General features: G+C 63.6%; 21 protein-coding genes and 1 pseudogene. 12 read left to right on the top strand and 10 right to left on the bottom strand.

All coding sequences use genetic code 11. The features are described 5' to 3' along the window. Positions 1 to 866: tetratricopeptide repeat protein (locus D3872_RS21395; protein WP_147373955.1), on the top strand; the 866-nt coding region annotated here is incomplete at its 5' end. Here D3872_RS21395 and D3872_RS25370 read toward each other — a convergent pair. After that, positions 852 to 1,226, bottom strand: coding sequence for a hypothetical protein (locus D3872_RS25370; protein ID WP_147373954.1), 375 nt, complete (start codon positions 1,224 to 1,226; stop codon positions 852 to 854). The two genes, D3872_RS21395 and D3872_RS25370, sit on opposite strands and share 15 nt — an antisense overlap. Positions 1,227 to 1,282: 56 nt before the next feature. Here D3872_RS25370 and D3872_RS25365 point away from each other — a divergent pair, with 56 nt between their 5' ends. Beyond that, positions 1,283 to 1,603: a hypothetical protein gene (locus D3872_RS25365; RefSeq protein ID WP_147373953.1), complete on the top strand. Its 321-nt coding sequence runs from the start codon at positions 1,283 to 1,285 to the stop codon at positions 1,601 to 1,603. Between the two features lie 368 nt (positions 1,604 to 1,971). On the opposite strand, the gene D3872_RS25840 is transcribed toward D3872_RS25365, so the two are convergent. After that, positions 1,972 to 2,964, bottom strand: coding sequence for a hypothetical protein (locus D3872_RS25840; protein WP_182915886.1), 993 nt, complete (start codon positions 2,962 to 2,964; stop codon positions 1,972 to 1,974). A 244-nt stretch (positions 2,965 to 3,208) separates the two neighbouring features. On the opposite strand from D3872_RS25840, the gene D3872_RS21380 reads away from it, so the two are divergent. Beyond that, positions 3,209 to 3,739: a YggT family protein gene (locus D3872_RS21380; protein ID WP_274381754.1), complete on the top strand. Its 531-nt coding sequence runs from the start codon at positions 3,209 to 3,211 to the stop codon at positions 3,737 to 3,739. Then, positions 3,736 to 4,053, top strand: coding sequence for a DUF167 domain-containing protein (locus D3872_RS21375; RefSeq protein ID WP_119812686.1), 318 nt, complete (start codon positions 3,736 to 3,738; stop codon positions 4,051 to 4,053). Before D3872_RS21380 ends, D3872_RS21375 begins: the two co-directional genes overlap by 4 nt. Before the next feature lie 110 nt (positions 4,054 to 4,163). On the opposite strand, the gene D3872_RS21370 is transcribed toward D3872_RS21375, so the two are convergent. From D3872_RS21370 to D3872_RS21335, 8 genes are all read right to left on the bottom strand, one after another. Then, entirely contained in the window at positions 4,164 to 5,105 is a 942-nt protein-coding gene (locus tag D3872_RS21370) for a carbohydrate kinase family protein (protein ID WP_119812685.1), read from the bottom strand. An 8-nt stretch (positions 5,106 to 5,113) separates the two neighbouring features. Then, entirely contained in the window at positions 5,114 to 6,484 is a 1,371-nt protein-coding gene (locus D3872_RS21365; protein WP_119812684.1) for a zinc-ribbon and DUF3426 domain-containing protein, read from the bottom strand. A gap of 3 nt (positions 6,485 to 6,487) precedes the next feature. Beyond that, positions 6,488 to 7,438, bottom strand: coding sequence for a 50S ribosomal protein L11 methyltransferase (prmA, locus tag D3872_RS21360; RefSeq protein ID WP_119812683.1), 951 nt, complete (start codon positions 7,436 to 7,438; stop codon positions 6,488 to 6,490). After that, positions 7,435 to 8,823 carry an acetyl-CoA carboxylase biotin carboxylase subunit gene (accC, locus tag D3872_RS21355; RefSeq protein ID WP_119812682.1) on the bottom strand — a complete coding sequence of 463 codons (1,389 nt, stop codon included), beginning with the start codon at positions 8,821 to 8,823 and terminating at the stop codon, positions 7,435 to 7,437. The genes prmA and accC overlap by 4 nt, the downstream gene beginning before the upstream one ends. 94 nt (positions 8,824 to 8,917) lie before the next feature. After that, positions 8,918 to 9,382: an acetyl-CoA carboxylase biotin carboxyl carrier protein gene (gene accB, locus D3872_RS21350; protein WP_119812681.1), complete on the bottom strand. Its 465-nt coding sequence runs from the start codon at positions 9,380 to 9,382 to the stop codon at positions 8,918 to 8,920. Between the two features lie 91 nt (positions 9,383 to 9,473). After that, entirely contained in the window at positions 9,474 to 9,911 is a 438-nt protein-coding gene (gene aroQ / locus D3872_RS21345; protein ID WP_119812680.1) for a type II 3-dehydroquinate dehydratase, read from the bottom strand. A 98-nt stretch (positions 9,912 to 10,009) separates the two neighbouring features. Further along, the gene (locus D3872_RS21340) at positions 10,010 to 10,570 is read right to left on the bottom strand and encodes a TlpA family protein disulfide reductase (protein WP_229459459.1); all 561 of its coding nucleotides are present in this window, start codon (positions 10,568 to 10,570) and stop codon (positions 10,010 to 10,012) included. Between the two features lie 3 nt (positions 10,571 to 10,573). After that, positions 10,574 to 11,203: a hypothetical protein gene (locus D3872_RS21335; protein ID WP_119812679.1), complete on the bottom strand. Its 630-nt coding sequence runs from the start codon at positions 11,201 to 11,203 to the stop codon at positions 10,574 to 10,576. Positions 11,204 to 11,282: 79 nt separating this feature from the next. On the opposite strand from D3872_RS21335, the gene mpl reads away from it, so the two are divergent. The 8 genes and pseudogenes from mpl (at position 11,283) to D3872_RS21295 (ending at position 19,515) form a co-directional block, all read left to right on the top strand. Continuing rightward, on the top strand, positions 11,283 to 12,662 hold the full coding sequence (mpl, locus tag D3872_RS21330; RefSeq protein ID WP_119812678.1) for a UDP-N-acetylmuramate:L-alanyl-gamma-D-glutamyl-meso-diaminopimelate ligase: 1,380 nt from the start codon (positions 11,283 to 11,285) through the stop codon (positions 12,660 to 12,662). After that, the gene (locus D3872_RS21325) at positions 12,659 to 13,252 is read left to right on the top strand and encodes a YqiA/YcfP family alpha/beta fold hydrolase (protein WP_119812677.1); all 594 of its coding nucleotides are present in this window, start codon (positions 12,659 to 12,661) and stop codon (positions 13,250 to 13,252) included. The genes mpl and D3872_RS21325 overlap by 4 nt, the downstream gene beginning before the upstream one ends. Then, positions 13,249 to 13,821 (top strand): chorismate--pyruvate lyase family protein, encoded by a 573-nt coding sequence (locus D3872_RS21320; protein WP_119812676.1) that lies wholly within the window; start codon positions 13,249 to 13,251, stop codon positions 13,819 to 13,821. Before D3872_RS21325 ends, D3872_RS21320 begins: the two co-directional genes overlap by 4 nt. 8 nt (positions 13,822 to 13,829) lie before the next feature. Next, entirely contained in the window at positions 13,830 to 15,884 is a 2,055-nt protein-coding gene (locus D3872_RS21315; RefSeq protein WP_119812675.1) for a ribonuclease catalytic domain-containing protein, read from the top strand. A gap of 116 nt (positions 15,885 to 16,000) precedes the next feature. Next, complete coding sequence (locus D3872_RS21310) at positions 16,001 to 16,885, top strand: energy transducer TonB family protein (protein WP_119812674.1); 885 nt, start codon at positions 16,001 to 16,003, stop codon at positions 16,883 to 16,885. After that, positions 16,885 to 17,691: a shikimate dehydrogenase gene (gene aroE, locus D3872_RS21305; protein ID WP_119812673.1), complete on the top strand. Its 807-nt coding sequence runs from the start codon at positions 16,885 to 16,887 to the stop codon at positions 17,689 to 17,691. Before D3872_RS21310 ends, aroE begins: the two co-directional genes overlap by 1 nt. An 11-nt stretch (positions 17,692 to 17,702) precedes the next feature. After that, positions 17,703 to 18,425 carry a monofunctional biosynthetic peptidoglycan transglycosylase gene (mtgA, locus tag D3872_RS21300; RefSeq protein ID WP_119812672.1) on the top strand — a complete coding sequence of 241 codons (723 nt, stop codon included), beginning with the start codon at positions 17,703 to 17,705 and terminating at the stop codon, positions 18,423 to 18,425. A 113-nt stretch (positions 18,426 to 18,538) separates the two neighbouring features. Further along, positions 18,539 to 19,515, top strand: a pseudogene (locus D3872_RS21295) (CorA family divalent cation transporter). Positions 19,516 to 19,537: the final 22 nt, after the last annotated feature.

Raw genomic sequence — 19,537 nt, 5'->3', positions numbered from 1 at the left:
AGAAGGCCGCGGCCGCGAAGCTGGCGAAGGATCCGTCGGACGCCGCCGCGATGATCGCGCGCACCCAGGCTATCCTCGGTACCCGTGACGGCCGCTTCGACGAGGCAGCCGCGCAAGCGGAGAAGTGCATCGCAGCGCACCCTGAAAACGGCGGCTGCCATCTCGCGCTGGGCAAGGCGCTCGGCACCAAGGCGATGGCCGGCGGGATTTCGTCGGCGATCGGCTACGCCGGCACGATTCGCGACTCGTTCAAGAAAGCGGTGGCGCTGAACCCGCGCGATTACGAGGCGCGCTTCTCGTTGATGGAGTACTACATGATGGCGCCGTTCATCGTCGGCGGCGGCACCGGCAAGGCCGAGGCGCTCGCGAAGGAAACCGCTGCGATCAATCCCGAAGCCGGCCGCATGATGCTCGCCCACCTCGACCTGAACGACGACAAGGTGGCGAAGGCGGAGGCCGCCGTGCTGGCCGCAAAGCCGGGCGCGGACGGCGACCTGCAGCAGCGCCAGGAGAGCCTGCTGAACGCGATCGGCGGCAGCTACATGAGCGGCAAGAAGTTCGCCGACGCCAGCCGCGTGCTGCGCGAAGCGCAGAAGCGCTACCCCGAGAGTCCCGACGTCGTGTACATGATGGGACGCGTGCAGCAGGAGCAGGGCCAGCACCGCGAGGCGCTCGCCGCCTTCGAGCAGGCGCTCGTCAAGACGCCGTACGCGCATGTCCACTACCGCATGGCGAAGTCGCTGCAGGCGCTGGGCGAGAAAGCGCGCGCGGTCGCTGCATTTGAGAAAGCGATGTCGTTCAAGAACGGCTTGGGCAAGGCGTCGCGCGCCGACGCCGAAGCGCAGCTCAAGTCACTGAAAGGCTGACGAAGCATCGCGCCGATCGCCGCGAAAAATCCGCGCGGCGATCGGCGCGCACGATTCACTGCGCGCGATGCGTGCGATGTTGTGGAAAAATCCCAACGGTTCGCGCGATGAACGAAGGCGCATCATCGCACGCGCGCATCGCTCCATCGACGCGCTGATGTGTGCGCTACTTAACGCGGCCCATGCAAGCATCGAACGGTCGAACAGGGCGCGTTGAACTCCAAAAAATGCGCTCGCAATCCGTGCCGCCGCGCGCGATGGCCGTCGCAAAAAATCCGCAAGCCCTCCAACGATTTTCGCGCGCGCACTGCGCACTGAAATCGAAGCGCAGGGGACTTCGCGCAATGCCTTCAGGTGCATGCGCGAGCGCTATCCGGCGACACGCGCGAGACTATTTTTCGTGACGAATCAATGCATTGCGTTTTTCGATCGGTGAACGCATCGCGTGTTCGGCACGTTGCGACGCGCGCCGCACGTGGCCACTCTCGCTCGATTCCAACACCGCGATGAGGCAGGCGCCGCGCATTTTCAAATGGCGTATCGTTCGTCGAATGAACACGAATCGCGCGACGATGCGCATCCGGTTCGGCGTGCGCGGCCGAACAAAACATGCGATCGAAAAGCGCTCGTTGCAGCGACAGGCTGCGTGCGTTTGCACACCGATCGCGATGCGTGTTGAAGCGCATTTGAATCGTTCGCGCGTAAAGCGCAAACGCATCGCGCGCATCGCGTTCTAAAAAGTCGTACGAAACTTCAGTGCGCCAGTTGCGCACTGACAAGGTTTTCGTGTACTTTACGTGATTGAATTTGTCAAAACGTGAATGTGGGTTTTTGTGCCACGCGCGGAGACGAACTAACAGACAAAAATGGGAAGCTGATTCCAACAGATATGCACTTGAACGACGCCGCGAAAACTGAGCCGCACTGCCTGAATTTGTTCAGGCATGGCGGCTTTTTCGTTTCGCGCATCGCGCAGGCGCCTCACGCGGACAGCGTCCCTGAACAAAGAATTCGTCGTATCTGATTTTCAGATGTTCACCGTCCCCGCAAGATTGGACGGAACGACTATGGCTGAAGTGCTGCAATCGTGAGGAGTTGCAGCAGTTCAGCTGGTGCCGAATTCATTAGCATAAACACAGAACTGGTTTGTGCCGATGAATAATTCGCCTGGCCTGCATGACAGGTCGGACGGGTTTAAATCTTGTAGCGTGAATCTTTCCCATCGCAGATGAAGGAGAACCCAAATGGCAACAGCCGCTAAGAAATCAGAAACAAAGAAGCCGGCCGCGAAAGCCGCCGCCACCAAACCAGCAGCGAAAGCAGCAGCTAAGCCAGCCGCCAAGCCAGCAGCCAAGAAAGTAGCAGCCAAGCCAGCAGCGAAGAAGGCAGCAGCTAAGCCAGCAGCTAAGCCAGCAGCGAAGAAGGCAGCAGCCAAGCCGGCCACCAAGGTGACGAAGCCAGCAGCTAAGAAAGCAGCAGCTAAGCCAGCAGCCAAGAAGGCAGCAGCGAAGCCAGTAGCAAAGAAAGCAGCAGCTAAGCCAGCAGCGAAGAAGGCAGCAGCAAAGCCAGTAGCGAAGAAGGCAGCCGCAAAGCCAGCAGCGAAGAAGACCACCGCCAAGGCAGCAGTAAAGCCGGCAGCAAAGAAAGCAGCAGCCAAGCCAGCAGCTAAAAAGGCAGCAGCCAAGCCAGTAGCTAAAAAGGCAGCAGCCAAGCCAGCAGCTAAAAAGGCGGTAGCCAAGAAGGCAGTGGCAAAGCCAGCAGCCAAGAAGGCGGCGGCAAAGCCGGCAGCCAAGAAGGCAGCAGCCAAGCCAGCAGCAAAGAAAGCCGCGGCCAAACCAGCAGCGAAGAAAACGGTAGCAAAGGCAGCGGCTAAGCCAGCAGCAAAAAAGTCCGTAGCCAAGCCAGCGGCAAAAAAAGCGGCAGCTAAGCCAGCAGCCACCAAGGCAGCAGCGAAGCCAGTAGTAAAGAAGGCAGCAGCCAAGCCAGCAGCGAAAGCGGCGGCAAAGCCAGCAGCAGCACCGGCAGCAGCCAAGCCTGTCGCGAAGAAAGCAGCAGCCCCTAAGAAGGCAGCAGCTCCTAAGCCGGCAGCGGAAGCCAAGCCAGCAGCAGCGCCAGCAGCGGCTCCAGCAGCGGCTCCAGCGCCAGCTGCCAAGACCGTCCTGGCTCCAGCAGCAGCATGGCCTTTCCCGACCAGCAGCCGTCCGTAATAGCCAGCTGTGCCTGGATAAGGCAAAATACCGCTGTGTGATCTGTTTCACACGGCGGTTTTTTTTGTGGGTCAGGAATTGGATTTACCGTGACCACGCGCACGCGCGCGGTCTTTCATTTATCAAGGAGTCCGCGTGCTGGTAATTCTCAAGTTGATCGTCGACGCTGCCGCCGCCATCCTCGGCGGCGTGCTCTTGCTGCGGTTCTGGATGCAGGCGATCCGTGTCCGACCACCACAATCGGTGGCGCAGTTCACCTTCACGCTGTCCGACTGGCTGGTACGTCCGCTGCGCCGCATTGTGCCGGGTGTGGGCGGCTACGACTGGGCAAGCCTGATCGGTGCCTTCCTGGTGGTGCTGCTGGCCACCTCGGTGCTCCTGATTGGCGGCCTCGCCTTTGAATCGGTGCTGCTGCTTGCGCTGCACCGCTTCCTGTCCTGGATTATTTACGGCTTCATCGCGCTCCTGATCATCGAAGCGATCTTCAGCTGGGTGAACCCGCATGCGCCGCTGGCGCCCCTCGTACGCGCGCTGAACGACCCGCTGCTGCGTCCACTGCGCCGCGTGGTGCCGCTGGTCGGCGGGCTTGACCTGTCGCTGCTGGTGGCGCTGATCCTGCTGCAGATCGCGCTGGTTGTGCTGGGCATGGTGTTCGGAACTCGATGAACCGTGCCTGGTGCTCCGCACTGCCGGGCGGTGTGCGCCTGGCGGTGCAGATCACGCCGAATGCGAAAAAGACCGAAGTGATTGGGGTACTGGATGACGCGCTGAAGCTCAAGCTGCAGGCCCAGCCGATCGAGGGCAAGGCGAATGAGGCACTGATGCGCTACTTGGCCGAGGTGCTGTCGGTGCCGCGCAGTGCGGTCGTCATCACGCACGGCCAGACCAGCAAGCGCAAGCTGATTGACGTGAAATCGGGGACGTTGACGGTGGATGCCGTCGAAAAGCTGCTGCTTCCGATCGATTTTTTGAAATCGTAGGGCGGATAAGCGGTTTGCGCGCATCCGCGTGTTTGCGCCTCGTTGACGCATGCACGCGGATGCGCGCTTCGCGCTTATCCGCCCTACGGGTTTATTGCGATATTCCTTGCTTACGGGTGCTTGTACCCAAACGCTGCTTCGAACTTATGGGCGATCTCGTCGGCGGTGAATGCGTGGTTCTGTCCACCCTGGTGCGCGATCTTGATCGCGCCCAGCAGGCTTGCCAGGCGGCCCGTGGTCGGCCAATCCCAGCCATTGACGATACCGTGCAGCAGGCCGGCGCGGAATGCGTCGCCGCAACCGGTCGGGTCAACCACCGCCGCCGCAGGCACGCATGGGATCGCGTGACGCTCGCCCGCCGCATAAATCTCCGAACCCTTCTCGCCGCGCGTGACGATCAGCGCGTCCAGGCGCTCCGCGATCTGCGGCAGCGTCAGGCCGGTGCGGTCCATCAGCATCTCGAATTCGTAGTCGTTGCATGCCACATAGCTTGCCTCGTTGATGAACTCGATCAGCTCCGCGCCGCTGAACATCGGCAACTGCTGGCCCGGGTCGAACATGAACGGCACCTTCAGCGCGGCGCAGTCGCGCGCGTGCTTGATCATGCCTTCGCGGCCGTCAGGGGCGATGATCGCCACCGCCAGCGCGCCATGGTCGCCGACGTAGTTCTCGTGCGAGAACTGCATCGCGCCTGGGTGGAAGGCGTTGATCTGGTTGTTGTCGAGGTCCGCAGTGACGAAGCACTGCGCCGTGTAGGCGTTCCCGATGGTGCGGATCGCGCGCGTGTCGATGCCCAGCTGGCCGAAGCGGTCGAGGTATTCGGCGCCGTCCTGGCCGATAGTGGCCATGATCAGCGGTTCGCCGCCCAGCATCTTCAGGTTGTAGGCGATGTTGGCGGAGCAGCCGCCGTATTCGGTTTTCAGCGTCGGCACCAGGAACGATACGTTCACTTTATGCAGCTGGTCGGCCAGCAGCGTTTCGCCGAAGCGGCCGTGGTATTGCATGATTTTGTCGAATGCGAGCGAGCCGCAGATCAGCGAAGTCTTGGACATGAGTGGCCTTATGGATAGAAAACGGCAATACGGTAACCAGATGCCTTGACCTGGTCGAGTTCGAAATAGATGCGCACCGGCTGCTCGGACTTGCCTGCGAAGCCTTTCGCCGGCGCGACGTCCTTCGGCAGGTATTCGGCGGGCGCGAACACGCGGCGCAGCACGGTCTTGTTGTCGGCGTCGGTGAGCGCCAGTTCGACGTGCGGCCAGGCCTGCGCCAGGCTGCCCTGGTTGTGCAGGATGGTGGTGAACAGGTAGGTGCTGCCCGCGATGGTTTCGAGCTCGCCCGTCTCGATCGCCAGTTCGTCGATCTGCGCCGGCAGTTCGACGCGGCAGCCAAGCATGGCGCAGCCGGTGACGAGCAGCGGTTTCAGGGACGGGAATTGCGCCGCCAGCACGTTGCGGAAGGTGGTCAGGCCCTGGATCGACAGCGCCAGGACCAGCACCACCGATCCGATGGCCATCATCATTTGCCGCGTGCGGCCTTTTTCTTCCTTCAGGCGCACGCGCCGGACGAATTCGGGTTCTTCGTGTTCAGGTTCGGCCAGTTCCGGTTCCGGTTCCGCCTGCGGCTCCAGCTCGGGTTCCGGAGCAGGGCGCGGCGCGGGACGCGGCCTGTTCCTGCGGCCGCCTTTGCGCGCGAGCGGCGGCGCCGGGGGCAGCGGCTGCGACTCGGTCACCTCGATTTCGTCGCCGGGCGCGGATTCGCGCGTCAGCAGCAGCGCGGAGTCAGGTGCGTCAGGGGCCGGATGCACACGGTGGTCGTCGTGCGGATGACCGTCGTCGGGCAGGGCGGTGGCGACGATTTCCTCGTCGGGCGCCAGGTCGAAAGGCGCGGATTCGACTTCCGGCAGCGGCGTGGTCCGCAGGCGGATTTCGGCATCCGCCGGCGGCTCGGACTCGGGTTCAGGCTGCGGTTCTGGCTCGGGTTCGGCAACGGCTTCCGGTTCCGGGACAGCTTCCGGCTCAGGCGCGGGTTCAGGTTCCGCTTTTGGCGGTGGAGTCAGCGAGAGGTCGAAATCGAGCGTGTAGAACTGGTCGCCGCCGGAATCGGCCGGCGGTTCCGCAGCCTCGGGTTCGGTCTCGGGCTCAGGCTCAGGCTCAGGCTCAGCTTCAGGCTCGGCTTCAGCAACGGGAACTTCAGGTTCAACGGCCGGAACTTCGGCCTCGGGTGTGACGGGGAAAAACTGCTCGGCTTCGGGAACCGGCGGCGCCGCGCTGGGCGCCGCAGTCGGCGCATCCAGGTCGATCAGGGTGGCATTGCCGTCGAAGACCTCGTGGCAGGTGCCACAGCGGACTATGCCCCCACGCAGCTTGAGCTGGTCAGCTGCGACCCTGAAGGTCGTGTTGCAGTGGGGGCACCGGGTGGCGAGCGCCATGCCTTACTCGCCGGCGGAACGTGCCGGTGGTACGGTGTCGCTGCCCATCCGGCCTTGCAGGGCGACCCAGCCGTCCTGCTCGGCCCAGACGCCAAGTTTGATGAATGGTGCGTAGGCTTCGGCCACTTCCTCGGCCTGGCGCGCGAGCACGCCCGACAGGATCAGCGATCCGCCTTCGGCCACGCGGCCTGCCAGCATCGGCGCCATCAGCTTCAATGGACTCGACAGGATGTTGGCGACCACGGTGTCGAAGCGGCCGGTGGCGTGCTCCGGCCTGGCGGTGGCCAGTTGATCAGGCAGGTAATAGCTGATCTCGCAGTTGTTGCGCTGCGCGTTGTCCTTGGCCGATTCGATCGCTTGCGGGTCGATGTCCACGCCAGCGACGTCGCCGGCGCCCATCTTCTTGGCGACCATCGCCAGGATGCCGGAACCGCAGCCGTAATCGAGCACGCTCTTGCCCGGCGCCGGATGGGCTTCGAGCCATTCCATGCACAGGCGCGTGGTCGGGTGGCTGCCGGTGCCAAACGCGAGGCCCGGGTCCAGCTCGAGGATCAGGCCATCCGGGTCCGGCGCTTCGTGCCAGCTCGGAACCACCCAGATGTTCTTGCCGATGTGGATAGGCGCGAACTGCGACTGCGTCAGGCGCACCCAGTCCTCGTCCGCCACCGCGCGGGTGGTGAACAGGGGTACCTTGTCCAGCTTGATCGCCGCTGCCGCTTCGGCAACGATGGCTGCCTGGTCGGCGTCGACATCTGTCAGCGCCACCACGCGGCTATGCTCCCACGCGGCTTCCGCCGGCTCCATGCCAGGTTCGCCGAACAGCGGCTTCTCCTGGTCGGTGCCTTCGTCCGCGTCTTCCACCGAAACCGACAGCGCACCCGCCTCCATCAGCGCGTCAGACAGTGCTTCGGCGTTGTCGCGGGCGATTTCGATGACGACTTCGGTCCAGCTCATGCTTCGCCCTTTTTGGCGATGCTGGCCGCCTTCGGCAGGTCAGGCTTGTTGGCCAGCTTCTGCTCCAGGTAGTGGATGTTGGTGCCGCCTTCGATGAAACGGGCATCGACCATCAGCTCGCGGTGCAGCGGGATGTTGGTGAGGATGCCCTCGACCACCATCTCGGACAGCGCGATCTGCATGCGGCGGATCGCCTGCTCGCGGGTCGCGCCGTAGGCGATGACCTTGCCGATCATCGAGTCGTAGTGCGGCGGCACGTAGTAGCCGGCGTAGGAGTGCGAGTCGACGCGGATGCCAGGGCCGCCCGGCGGGTGCCATGCATTGATGCGGCCCGGCGACGGGGTGAACTTGAACGGATCTTCCGCATTGATGCGGCATTCGATCGAGTGGCCCGACAGCATGATGTCGCGCTGCTTGAAGCGCAGCCTCTCGCCGGCGGCGATGCGGATCTGCTCCTGAACGATGTCGATACCGGTGATCATCTCGGTGACCGGGTGTTCGACCTGGACGCGGGTGTTCATCTCGATGAAGTAGAACTCGCCGTTCTCGTACAGGAATTCGAAGGTGCCGGCGCCGCGGTAGCCGATCTTGCGGCAGGCTTCGGCGCAGCGATCGCCGATCTTTTCGATCAGTTTGCGCGGGATGCCCGGCGCCGGTGCTTCCTCGATCACTTTCTGGTGGCGGCGCTGCATCGAGCAGTCGCGTTCGCCCAGCCAGACGGCGTTCTTGTGTTCGTCGGCCAGTACCTGGATCTCGATGTGGCGCGGATTCTCGAGGTACTTCTCCATGTAGACTTCAGGATTGCCGAAGGCGGTACCCGCTTCGGTCTTGGTCATCGCAACGGCGTTCAGCAGGGCCGCTTCGGTGTGCACGACGCGCATGCCGCGTCCGCCGCCGCCGCCGGCTGCCTTGATGATGACCGGGTAGCCCACCTTGCGGGCGGTCTGGATGATTTCTTTCGGGTCGTCCGGCAGTGCGCCGTCCGAGCCTGGCACGCACGGTACGCCGGTGCGGATCATGGCCTGCTTGGCCGAGACCTTGTCGCCCATCAGGCGGATCGAGTCGGAACGCGGGCCGATGAAGACGAAGCCGGATTTCTCGACGCGCTCGGCGAAGTCGGCGTTCTCGGACAGGAAGCCGTAGCCGGGGTGGATCGCTTCGGCGTCGGTCACTTCGGCCGCGCTGATAATCGCAGGCATGTTCAGGTAGCTCAGCGTCGATTGCGCAGGGCCGATGCAGACGGACTCGTCGGCCAGTTTCACGTACTTGGCGTCTTTGTCCGCCTCGGAGTGAACGACAACCGTCTTGATGCCCATTTCGCGACAGGCGCGCTGGATGCGTAGCGCGATTTCGCCGCGGTTGGCGATTAGAATTTTTTCAAACATGGTAGGTTCGGTGTTTCTGTGAATGCCGGCCGGGGCCGGAACAACATGGTAACGCCAGGATGGCTGCGGCACCGGGTGCCGCGCAAGGCTCCCCTTAGCCGATCACGAACAATGGTTGACCGAATTCGACAGGCTGGCCGTTCTCGACCAGGATCTTGGTCACGGTGCCGGAAACGTCGGAATCGATTTCATTCAACAGCTTCATTGCTTCGATGATGCACAGGGTGTCGCCTTCCTTGACGGTGGCGCCCACTTCGACGAAGGCCGGCGCGCCTGGCGCGGACGAACGGTAGAAGGTGCCGACCATCGGCGATTTGACGATGTGGCCGGTCTCCACGGCAGCGGCCGGGGCGGCAGGCGCTTCCAGCGACGCGCCGGCCGGGGCAGGGGCGGAGTATTGCTGATGCATCTGCTGCGGCTGCATCATGACCATCTGGCCTTGCGGGTTTGCGGACGACTTAACGATGCGAACCTTGCTCTCGCCCTCAGTGACTTCGAGTTCGGCGATATCGGACTCGGCTACGAGGTCGATCAGAGTCTTGAGTTTTCGTAAATCCATGTGAAACCCCTTGGAATTATTGGTGTTTTAAGAGTATGCGGTACACCCAGCCATCGGCCGGCCCGCGCAAAATAGGTGAAGATGGCGAAGATTAACGCTTTTTAAGCGCGAAGTCGATGGCTAGGCGATATCCTTCCGTGCCAAACCCGCAGATGACGCCCTGCGCCACGGCTGACAAAAAGGAATGATGACGGAACTCTTCGCGCTGGTAAATATTGGAAATATGCACCTCGACAAAGGGGATCGCTACACCCGCCAGGGCGTCGCGCAGCGCAACGCTGGTATGCGTCAGGCCACCCGGATTGATGACAATCATGTCCACACCCTCCGCCCTGGCGGCGTGGATGCGGTCGATCAGCGCACCTTCATGGTTGCTTTGAAAGCAGGAAAGCGTCGCACCCGCTGCGCCAGCCTGGGCCGACGCGGCGCTTTCGATGTCGGCCAGCGTTGCAGAGCCATACACCTCGGGCTCGCGGGTTCCCAGCAAATTCAGGTTGGGGCCGTTGAGCAGCAGTAGCTTTTTTGCCATCTTGAAGGTCGTTTTCCGCGAAAGTCAGGCATTTTGCCGCCAACTATCAGCATTGGCAAGGGAAAAAATTTCCAGTGTGGAATCGTACGATCGTGCGTTTAAGACCCCAGTGCAGCCAGGTCGGCCTTCAACTCCTCGAATTTCAAACGCCCGAGATAAGTCTTTTTCACTTGGCCATCGGCGCCGATCAATACCGTATACGGCAGCCCGCCGGCCTTGTTGCCGAAGTTGCGCGCCAGCTCGGTGCCGCGGATGCCGGACACATACAGCGGGTAGGAAATCTTGAATTTCTGCGCGAAGTCGGCAATGTTGGTTGGCGAATCGATGCCGATGCCGATGATATTGATGTTCTTTGCTGCCGATTCCTTCGCCAGGCTGTCGAGTTCGGGCATCTCTTCGACGCACGGCGCGCACCACGGGGCCCAGAAGTTCACCACCAGCGCCTTGCCTTTCCACTGGGCCAGCGCCTGCGGCTTGCCGGCGGCATCGTTCATCGACTCGGCGAACAGTGCGGTGACCGGGGTCTGCGCGCCGCCGTCGGTCTGCGCAATGGTGGTGGTCACAGGACCGGGTTGTTTATGCTTGACGCCGGCATACATGCCGATTGCCAGGAAAGCCAGGGCCATGCCGCCGTAAATAACTACTGCCTTCTTGTTGATCATTTATTCTTCATTCACATTGTTAGTTTCCGCCACCAGCGCGCGCACTGCATCGATGCCGGCGCGCGGCATGCTGCCGTCCGCGCGCGGCCTGAGCGCGCCGCGCAGGTCGCGCGTTTCGTACAGCTCGGCATGCACGCCTTCGCGCCGCCACATGAAGCTCACCGTTTCCACCGGATCGTGGCGGCCGCCTTTGAAGTGCGGGGTTTCCGAGATCTCTATATTGACGTCCCGACTCAGCAGGAAGATCTCGACATCCTTCGGGCTGTCAACAAACAATTGTAAATGAATATCGTCGTGTTCCCCAGCGCTGCCGTTGAGCACGGCGCCGGTGAGGTAGGGCGAGAACTCGGACAGCGCCTCCATTACCTGTACCGCCGCCTTGCGCAGTTCGAGCAGGCGTCCGGGCTGGGTGTCGGCGTGGAACAGCGCATGGTACTTGCGCACTTCCTCCTCGACTTCGAGGTCGTCCGGGATCAGGTTGGAATTGGGCTGGTGGTCGCCCAGCACCTGGCGCGCGGCCTTGCGCTTGGCGCTGCCGTACTCCGCGCCGTCCTGCGCGATCATGCGCGCAGCGACAGCAGCGACCTGCGTACGCAGTTGCTGTTGATCGTCTTTCTGGTTTGCCATCATATTTCGATCATACTCTGGAACAGGAAATTTCAGCGCGTCAGGTAAAATCGCGTATTCCGACTTTTGCCTCCTACTCACCATGCATATTCACATCCTCGGTATTTGCGGCACTTTCATGGGCGGACTCGCGGTCCTGGCGAAGGAGGCGGGCCACAAAGTGACCGGCTGCGACGCCAATGTCTACCCGCCGATGAGCACCCAGCTCGAAGCCCAGGGTATCGAACTGATCACCGGCTTCGGCCCGGAGCAGACCGAGCTGAACCCGGACCTGTATGTGATCGGTAACGTGGTTTCGCGCGGCAATCCGCTGATCGAGGAAATCCTGAACCGCAGCCTGCCGTATGTATCCGGCCCGCAGTGGATTGGCGAACATATCCTGCGCGACAAGTGGGTACTGGCGGTGGCCGGCACGCACGGCAAGACGACGACGTCGGCCATGCTGGCCTGGATCCTGGAAGACGCGGGCTATTCGCCCGGCTTCCTGATCGGCGGCGTGCCGATGAACTTCGGCATTTCGGCGCGCCTGCAGGGCGCGGCGCCGTCCGACTTCTTCGTCATCGAGGCGGACGAATACGACACCGCCTTCTTCGACAAGCGCAGCAAGTTTGTGCACTATCACGCCAAGACGGCCGTGCTGAACAACCTCGAATACGATCACGCCGACATCTTCCCGGACATCGGTGCCATCGAAACCCAGTTCCACCACCTGGTGCGCACCGTGCCGGGCGTGGGCCGCATCGTCGTCAACGGCGACGAAGCCTCGCTGGGCCGCGTGATGAAGCGCGGCTGCTGGAGCGAGAAGGAGACCTTCGGCGCATCGGCCGGCGTCAACTGGACCATCGTCGAGCATCCGGGCGGCGCCTCGTTCGACGTGCTGTTCAACGGCGACGTGGTGGGCGCCGTCAATTGGTCGCTCACCGGTAAACACAACCGCTCCAACGCGATGGCCGCGATCGCCGCCGCCCGCAACGTCGGCGTAACGCCGGCGCAGGCGGCCGAGTCGCTGTCGCGCTTCGAAAGCGTCAAGCGCCGCATGGAAGTACGCGGCGTGGTAAACAACATTACCGTTTACGACGACTTCGCCCACCACCCGACCGCGATCGCCACCACCGTCGGCGGCCTGCGCCAGAAACTGGGCGCGGCGGGCGGCGCGGGCGGACGCATTTTGGCGGTGCTGGAGCCGCGCTCGAACACCATGAAGCTGGGCGCGATGAAGGATGCGCTGCCAGGCAGCCTGAAGGACGCCGACCTGGTGTTCGGCTTCGGCAGCCAGCAGGCGCTGGGCTGGAGCTTGGCAGACGCGCTGCACCCGCTGGGCAAGATCGCGCACAGCTTCGACCAGCTCGACTACCTGGTCGGCGCGGTGGTCGACGCGGCCCAGCCGGGCGACCATATCCTCGTAATGAGCAACGGCGGCTTCGGCGGCGTGCACCAGAAACTGCTGGACGCGCTGGCATGATCGCGGACGCGCACATTCTGTATTTGCACGGCTTCCGCTCCTCGCCGCGCTCGTTCAAGGCGCGCGTCGTCCATGAGCGGCTGAAGGAGCTGGGCCGCGTCGATGAACTGATCCTACCCCAGCTGCCTGCATCGCCGAAAGAGGCGATGGCGCTGGTGACCACGCTGGTCGACCGCTACCCGGCCGATCGGCTGTCCATCATCGGTTCCTCGCTGGGCGGGTTTTATGCCACCTGGCTGGCGGAGCAGATGGGCTGCCGCGCGGCGCTGCTCAACCCGGCCGTCGACCCGCTCAAGGACCTCGACCAGCACATCGGCGTCACCACCGAATACCACTCGGACAAGCCGTTCGAGTTCAAGCGCGAATACATCGACGAACTGCGCGAACTGAAGATTGCCGCCATCACGAAGCCTGAACGCTACTTCCTGCTGGCCGCGACCGGCGACGAGGTGCTCGACTACCGCGACATGGTTTCCCACTACGCGGGCGCGCGCCAGCACGTCATCGACGGCAGCGACCACGCGATTTCGGAGTTTCCCCGGTATGTGGACGAGGTTTTGGCCTTCTGCACGGCGGAAGCGGCGCGGTGAGGATTGCGTCGCTGCGCCGGGCCCTGTGGCACCGGCACGTCAATGGCGTGGGCGCGCCGGCCGCGATGCGCGGCTGGCTGACCACCGAAGGTTCGCTGACCGCGCGCCTGGTCGCGCACAGCAAGGCGTTTCGCGTCCAGCGGCTGCATCAGGGGCCGAGCACCTGCCTGGCCGACGAGGCGGGCGCGATCGGCATGGCGCGCCCGCGCCGCGTGCTGGAACGCGAGGTGGTGCTGCGCTGCGACGGCGTGCCGGTCGTGTTCGGGCACACTGTCGTCACGATCAGCAGCACGGCCAGCGACTGGCCGCTGTTTTCGGCGCTGGGCGAGCGTTCGCTGGGCAGCACGCTGTTCTACGACCCGCTGGTCAAGCGCGGCGAACTGGAATTTGCGCGGTTGCGGCCGGGCCACCCCTTGCTGGCGCGCGCACGCGCGGCGCTGGGCGGGATGGAAGACACTGTTTACTACGCGCGCCGCTGCCTGTACCGGCGCCGCAATGGAACGCTGCTGGTCACCGAGGTTTTCATGCCCGAGGTGACCGAGCTGGCGCCCAATACACATAACAAATAAAAGGCATCATGAATCTATTCTTCGAAGAGTCCGGCGATTTCAAGGCCGGCACCGTGTTGTCCCACGCCGGCGAGGCCTACCAGGTCGAACTGGCCAGCGGCAAGCGCACCAAGGTCAAGGCCAAGGACGTGCTGCTGCAGTTCGAGAAGCCGGATCCGTCCGAATTGCTGGAGCAGGCCAAGGTGGTGGCGCAGGACGCCGACCTCGAGTTCCTGTGGGAAGTCGCGGGCCAGGAAGAATTCGGCTTCGCCGAACTGGGCGCCGAATACTTCGGCCACGCACCGCTGCCGGTGGAAGCCGCGGGCCTGATCCTGGCGCTGCATGGTTCGCCGATCTACTTCTACAAGAAAGGCCGTGGGCGCTACAAGGCCGCGCCCGAGCAGGCGCTGCGCGCCGCGCAGGCCGGCATCGAGAAGAAGAAGCAGCAGCTGGTGATCCAGGCTGCCTACGTCGACGAGCTCAAGGCCGGCAAGCTGCCGGCCGCGATGCAGCCGCTGGTGAACCTGCTGCTGTTCAAGCCCGACAAGAACACCATCGAATACAAGGCGCTGGAAGCGGCCGCCGACGAACTGCACACCACGCCGCAGCGCCTGATGCTGCAGGTGGGCGGCGTCGCGTCGCCGAAGGACCTGCACATGGCGCGTTTCCTGTTCGAGAATTTCCCGCGCGGCGCCGGCTTCCCGAACGTGGCGCCGCCGTCGGCGCCGGGCGGCCTGCCGCTGGCCGAGGTAGCCGCGTTCTCGATCGACGACGTCACCACCACCGAGATCGACGACGCCTTCTCGGTCGTTACGCTTCCCGACGGCATGGTACGCGTGGGTATCCACATCGCCGCGCCCGGCCTGGGAGTGAAACCGGACGACGCGATCGACAAGATGGCGCGCGGCCGCATGTCGACCGTGTACATGCCGGGCGATAAGATCACCATGCTGCCGGACGATATCGTCGACGCCTTCACGCTCGCCGAAGGCAAGACCTGCCCGGCGCTGTCGCTGTACGCCACCCTGAACCCGGCCGACTGGTCGGTGCTGTCGACCGTTACCCGCGCCGAACTGGTGCCGATCCAGAGCAACCTGCGCCACAACGACCTCGACGACCTGGTCAACGAGGAGACGCTGGCCAGCGGCGAGGGCGAGTACCCGCACAAGGCCGAACTGGCGCTGCTGTGGAAATGGGCGCTGCAGCTGGAAGAAGGGCGCATGAAGAAGCGCGAAGGCTTCGGCCTGAAGCCGGAGCAGAACAACCGCGTCGACTACAACTTCTATGTCGAGGACGACGTGGTGTCGGTGGTACGCCGCAAGCGCGGCGCGCCGCTGGACAAGATCGTGGCCGAGCTGATGATCTTCGCGAACAGCACCTGGGGCAAGCTGATGCACGACACCGGCGTGCCGGGCATCTACCGCTCGCAGGGCGCGGGCAGCGGCGCCGGCTGGGCCGCCAAGATGCAGGTGCGGATGGTGACGCACGCCGCGCCGCACCAGGGCCTGGGCGTCGACCAGTACGCGTGGAGCACCTCGCCGCTGCGCCGCTACACCGACCTGGTGAACCAGTGGCAGATCCTGGCCTGCGCCGAGCATGGCGTGACCGCGCCGCTGGTGGCGCCGTTCAAGCCGCGCGACGCCAACCTGTTCGCCATCGTGTCGGCCTTCGATGCGGCCTATGCGGCCTACAGCGACCACCAGCAGAACATGGAACGCTACTGGTGCCTGCGCTGGCTGGGACAGGAGGATGCGAAGCAGGTCGATGCGGTGGTGCTGAAGGAGGACGTACTGCGCCTGGTCGACATCCCGCTGATCATCCGCCTGCCGGGCATGCCGCAGGTGGCGCGCGGGGCGCAGGTCACGCTGGATATCCTGCGCTGGGACGAGGTCGACCTGTCGATCGAAGCGCGCCTGCTGGAAGTGGCGGCGGTGCAGCCGGCCGAGGTGGACCTGGAGTTCGATGAAGAGGAAGCGGATGCGGGTGAAGCCAAGACTGAAGAGGTGGTTGAGGCCGAGGGCGTTGTCGCTGTTGTGACGACTGATCCGGAACCCGAGCCGGAGAAAACGCCCGAGGCACCATAACTATTGTTAGCTCGTCGTTCCCGCGAAAGCGGGAACGACGGCGATAATTTCGCTGCGCCATCCGCGCTCGTGCGGGTTAGAATTGCCCATTCTTAGTTTCAACAGCGAAGCACTGCGTGAAGTATTTTCGACAACATAGCATCCTGACAATCGCGCTTGCGGTGTCGGTCGCAGTCCATGCAGCCCTGCTTGCAGTTCGCTTCGCCGCGCCGGATGCGTTCCGGCTCGAACCTACCGATCCCGGCCTCGAAGTCATCCTGGTCAACGCCAAGCACGACAAGAAGCCGACCAAGGCCCAGGCGCTGGCGCAGGCCAATCTGGAAGGCGGCGGCAACGCTGCCGAAGGCCGCTCCAAATCCCCGCTGCCCGATCTGCGCCGCATGGAAGCGGGCGAGAGCGTCAAGGCCACCCAGCGCCGCATCGCCGAACTCGAACAGATGCAGCAGAACCTGCTGACCCGCGCGCGCAAATCCGACTTCAACGCCGCGCCTGTCACGGAGCGCGATAAGCCCGACCCCAGCCGCACTGGCGCCGACCTGCTGGAGAGCAGCAAGGCGATCGCGCGCGCCGCCGCCGAAATCACCCAGCGCATCGAGGACGAGAACAAGCGCCCGCGCAAGACCTTCCTGTCGCCGGCCACGCGCGAAGTCGGCTACGCGATGTACTACAAGACCTTGCAGCGCCGCATCGAGGAAATCGGCACGTTGAATTTTCCGCAGGTAAACGGACGCAAAATTTATGGAGAACTGGTGGTCTATATTCCTATCTTCCAGGATGGCACCATCTATCAAAAGGATGGCGGCGCGCGCGTCGAAAAAAGCTCGGGCAACCCGGACCTCGACAAGGCGGCGCTGGCCATCGTGCGCCGCGCGGCGCCGTTCGGAAAGTTCCCGCCCAAAATGCTGTCGTCCGACAAGGATGACCTGTGGGTGGTCATCACGCGCTTCAAGTTCACCCGCGACGAGCGGCTGGAGTCCGACCTGCGCGGGGGGGCGCAATGATGGACCGCTACTGCGTCATCGGCAATCCAATTGGCCACAGCAAGTCGCCCGCGATCCACGCGGCCTTCGCCCGGCAGGCCGGCCAGGCGCTCAGCTACGAGACCTGCCTTGCGCCGCTCGACGGCTTCGCCGACACCGTACACAAGCTGATCGACAGCGGCTACCGCGGCGCCAACGTCACCGTGCCGTTCAAGATCGCCGCGGCGGAACTTGCCGGCACATTGACCGAGCGCGCGCGCGCGGCCGGCGCCGTCAACACCCTGAGCTTCCGCGACGGCCGCATCGCCGGCGACAATACCGATGGCGCCGGCCTGGTCAACGACATCCTGCATAACGCGGGCGTGGCGATCGCCGGCAAGCGCGTGCTGCTGCTGGGCGCGGGCGGCGCGGCGCGCGGCGTCATTCTGCCGCTGCTGGAACAGGCGCCGGCCGAACTGGTGATCGCCAACCGCACCCTTGCGACCGCCGAAGCGCTGGTGAAGCAGTTCGGTTCGCCGCTGCTGCGCGCCAGCGAATTCCAGCGCCTGTCCGGGGCGTTCGACATCGTCGTCAACGCCACCTCGGCCAGCCTGGCCGGCGACCTGCCGCCGATACCGCCTGAAACTTTTTGCCCAGAAACACTTGCTTTGGATATGATGTACGGAAAGCAGCCGACCGTATTCATGGAGTTCGCGGCCCGGCATGGCGCCACGGTGCGCGACGGGCTCGGGATGCTGGTCGAGCAGGCTGCCGAGGCGTTTGCCACCTGGCGCGGCGTGCGCCCGGATACGGCCGGCGTGCTGCTGCACATGCGTTCACAACTATAACGACATTACGTATGCCAAAAGCAAGAGGGGGCAAGGCTGCCAAAGCGCGCCGGCCCTGGATCAAGTGGCTCGTGCTGGGGCCCATCGCCATCGTGCTGCTACTGCAGCTCTATTTCTTCCTGATGATCTGCTGGTGGTCGGTGTTCAATCCATCCTCGACCAGCATGATGCGCCACCAGATGTCGGCCCTGCAAGAGACCAACCCGAAGGCGCAGATGCGCCACCAGTGGGTGCCGTACCAGCGCATTTCGAACCATCTGAAACGCGCGGTGATCGCATCCGAAGACGCCAATTTCAACGAACATGACGGCGTCGACTGGGTCGCGCTGCAAAAGGCCTACGAGAAGAACACGCGCCGCCACAAGGTGGTCGGCGGCGGCTCCACCATCACCCAGCAGCTGGCCAAGAACCTGTTCCTGTCGGGTTCGCGCAGCTACGTGCGCAAGGCGCAGGAGATGGTGATCGCCTTCATGCTGGAAACGGTGATGAGCAAGGAGCGCATCCTCGAGATCTACCTGAACGTGGTCGAGTTCGGGCGCGGCGTGTTCGGCGCCGAAGCGGCCGCCCGCCACTATTTCAAGACCAGCGCCGCCGGGCTCGGCACCGCCCAGGCCGCCAAGCTGGCCGTGATGCTGCCCAACCCGCGCTACTACGACCGCCACCGCGACACCCGCTACCTGGCGCGCCGCACCAGCCTGATCCTGATCCGGATGAACTCGGCCGACTTGCCTTAGCATAAATTGCCGGAAAAACAGCTTCCCCGAGCCAAAATTTACGTTTCGGGGTGGCCGGGCAATGGCCTAACGGGTACACTTGCGCTGTTCCGCAACACGGCCGAGAAAAGCGCATGATCAACGTATTCGTCCTACAGAATGGCCGACTCAACCAGGTACCGATCGAGACCCGCGAGGATCTCGAAAACGCCACGCCCGTCTGGGTCGACCTGACCGACCCGAACGACGACGAACGGGCCTGGGTCAAGGCGATCTACGGCGTGATCCTGCCTGGCGAGGACGAGGTCAAGGACATCGAAGCGTCGGCGCGCTATTACGAAGCGGAAAACGGCGACCTCCACCTGCGCACCGATTTCCTGCTGGAAGAAGACGACGGCCCGTCGCGGGTCGTGACCGTGGCGTTCATCCTGGCGCGCAAGATGCTGTTCTCGATGCACACCGACGACCTGCCGGTGTTCCGGCTGGTGCGCATGCGCGCGCGCTCGCGTCCCGGCTCGATCGCCGACTACATGGACGTGCTGCTGGACCTGTACGCCACCGACGCCGAGTACTCGGCGGATGCGCTCGAAGGCATCTACCTCGACCTCGAGGAAGTCAGCCAGCGCGTGCTGCAGAAAGAATTCACCGACCACGACGCGCGGCAAGCGCTGGAACTAAGATCGCACGCGAGGAAGACTTGAACGGGCCGGATGCCGCCGCAACATGATGGACACGCGCGCGCGGTCAGCTTCCTGATGGCGCGGACGGCTGGCTCAATGCGTACCAGTTCGAGGAAGCGCGCCAGATCTTGCGCGACAAATCGAATAGCGGAACGGACACGTCCTTCCTGTTCGACAAGAATCAACTTCCCTGATGGATGCCACCGTCGTTTTCATCAACATTAACCAGAACAAGATCATCAAGATTCTTCTCGGTGGCCTCGTGGCTTCCTAGCCGCCGGACGCTGATCGCGAGCATCTACGGCATGAACTCCGCCGCTGGTTCACTGAGCTGGACGGGGCGTTCGGCTATCCCGTGGGCGCTGGGGCGAATGCTGACCTCGGCGAATCGCGCCGCTTCCGTACTTCGGCACCGCGGCTGGCTGAAGTAAGCGCCGCAGGTCAGACGGTACC

The sequence above is a fragment of the Massilia cavernae genome (genome assembly GCF_003590855.1).
GTDB lineage: Bacteria > Pseudomonadota > Gammaproteobacteria > Burkholderiales > Burkholderiaceae_D > Telluria_A > Telluria_A cavernae.
The sequence above is the reverse complement of the archived record's forward strand: the minus strand, read 5'-3'. Positions and strand labels throughout refer to the sequence as shown.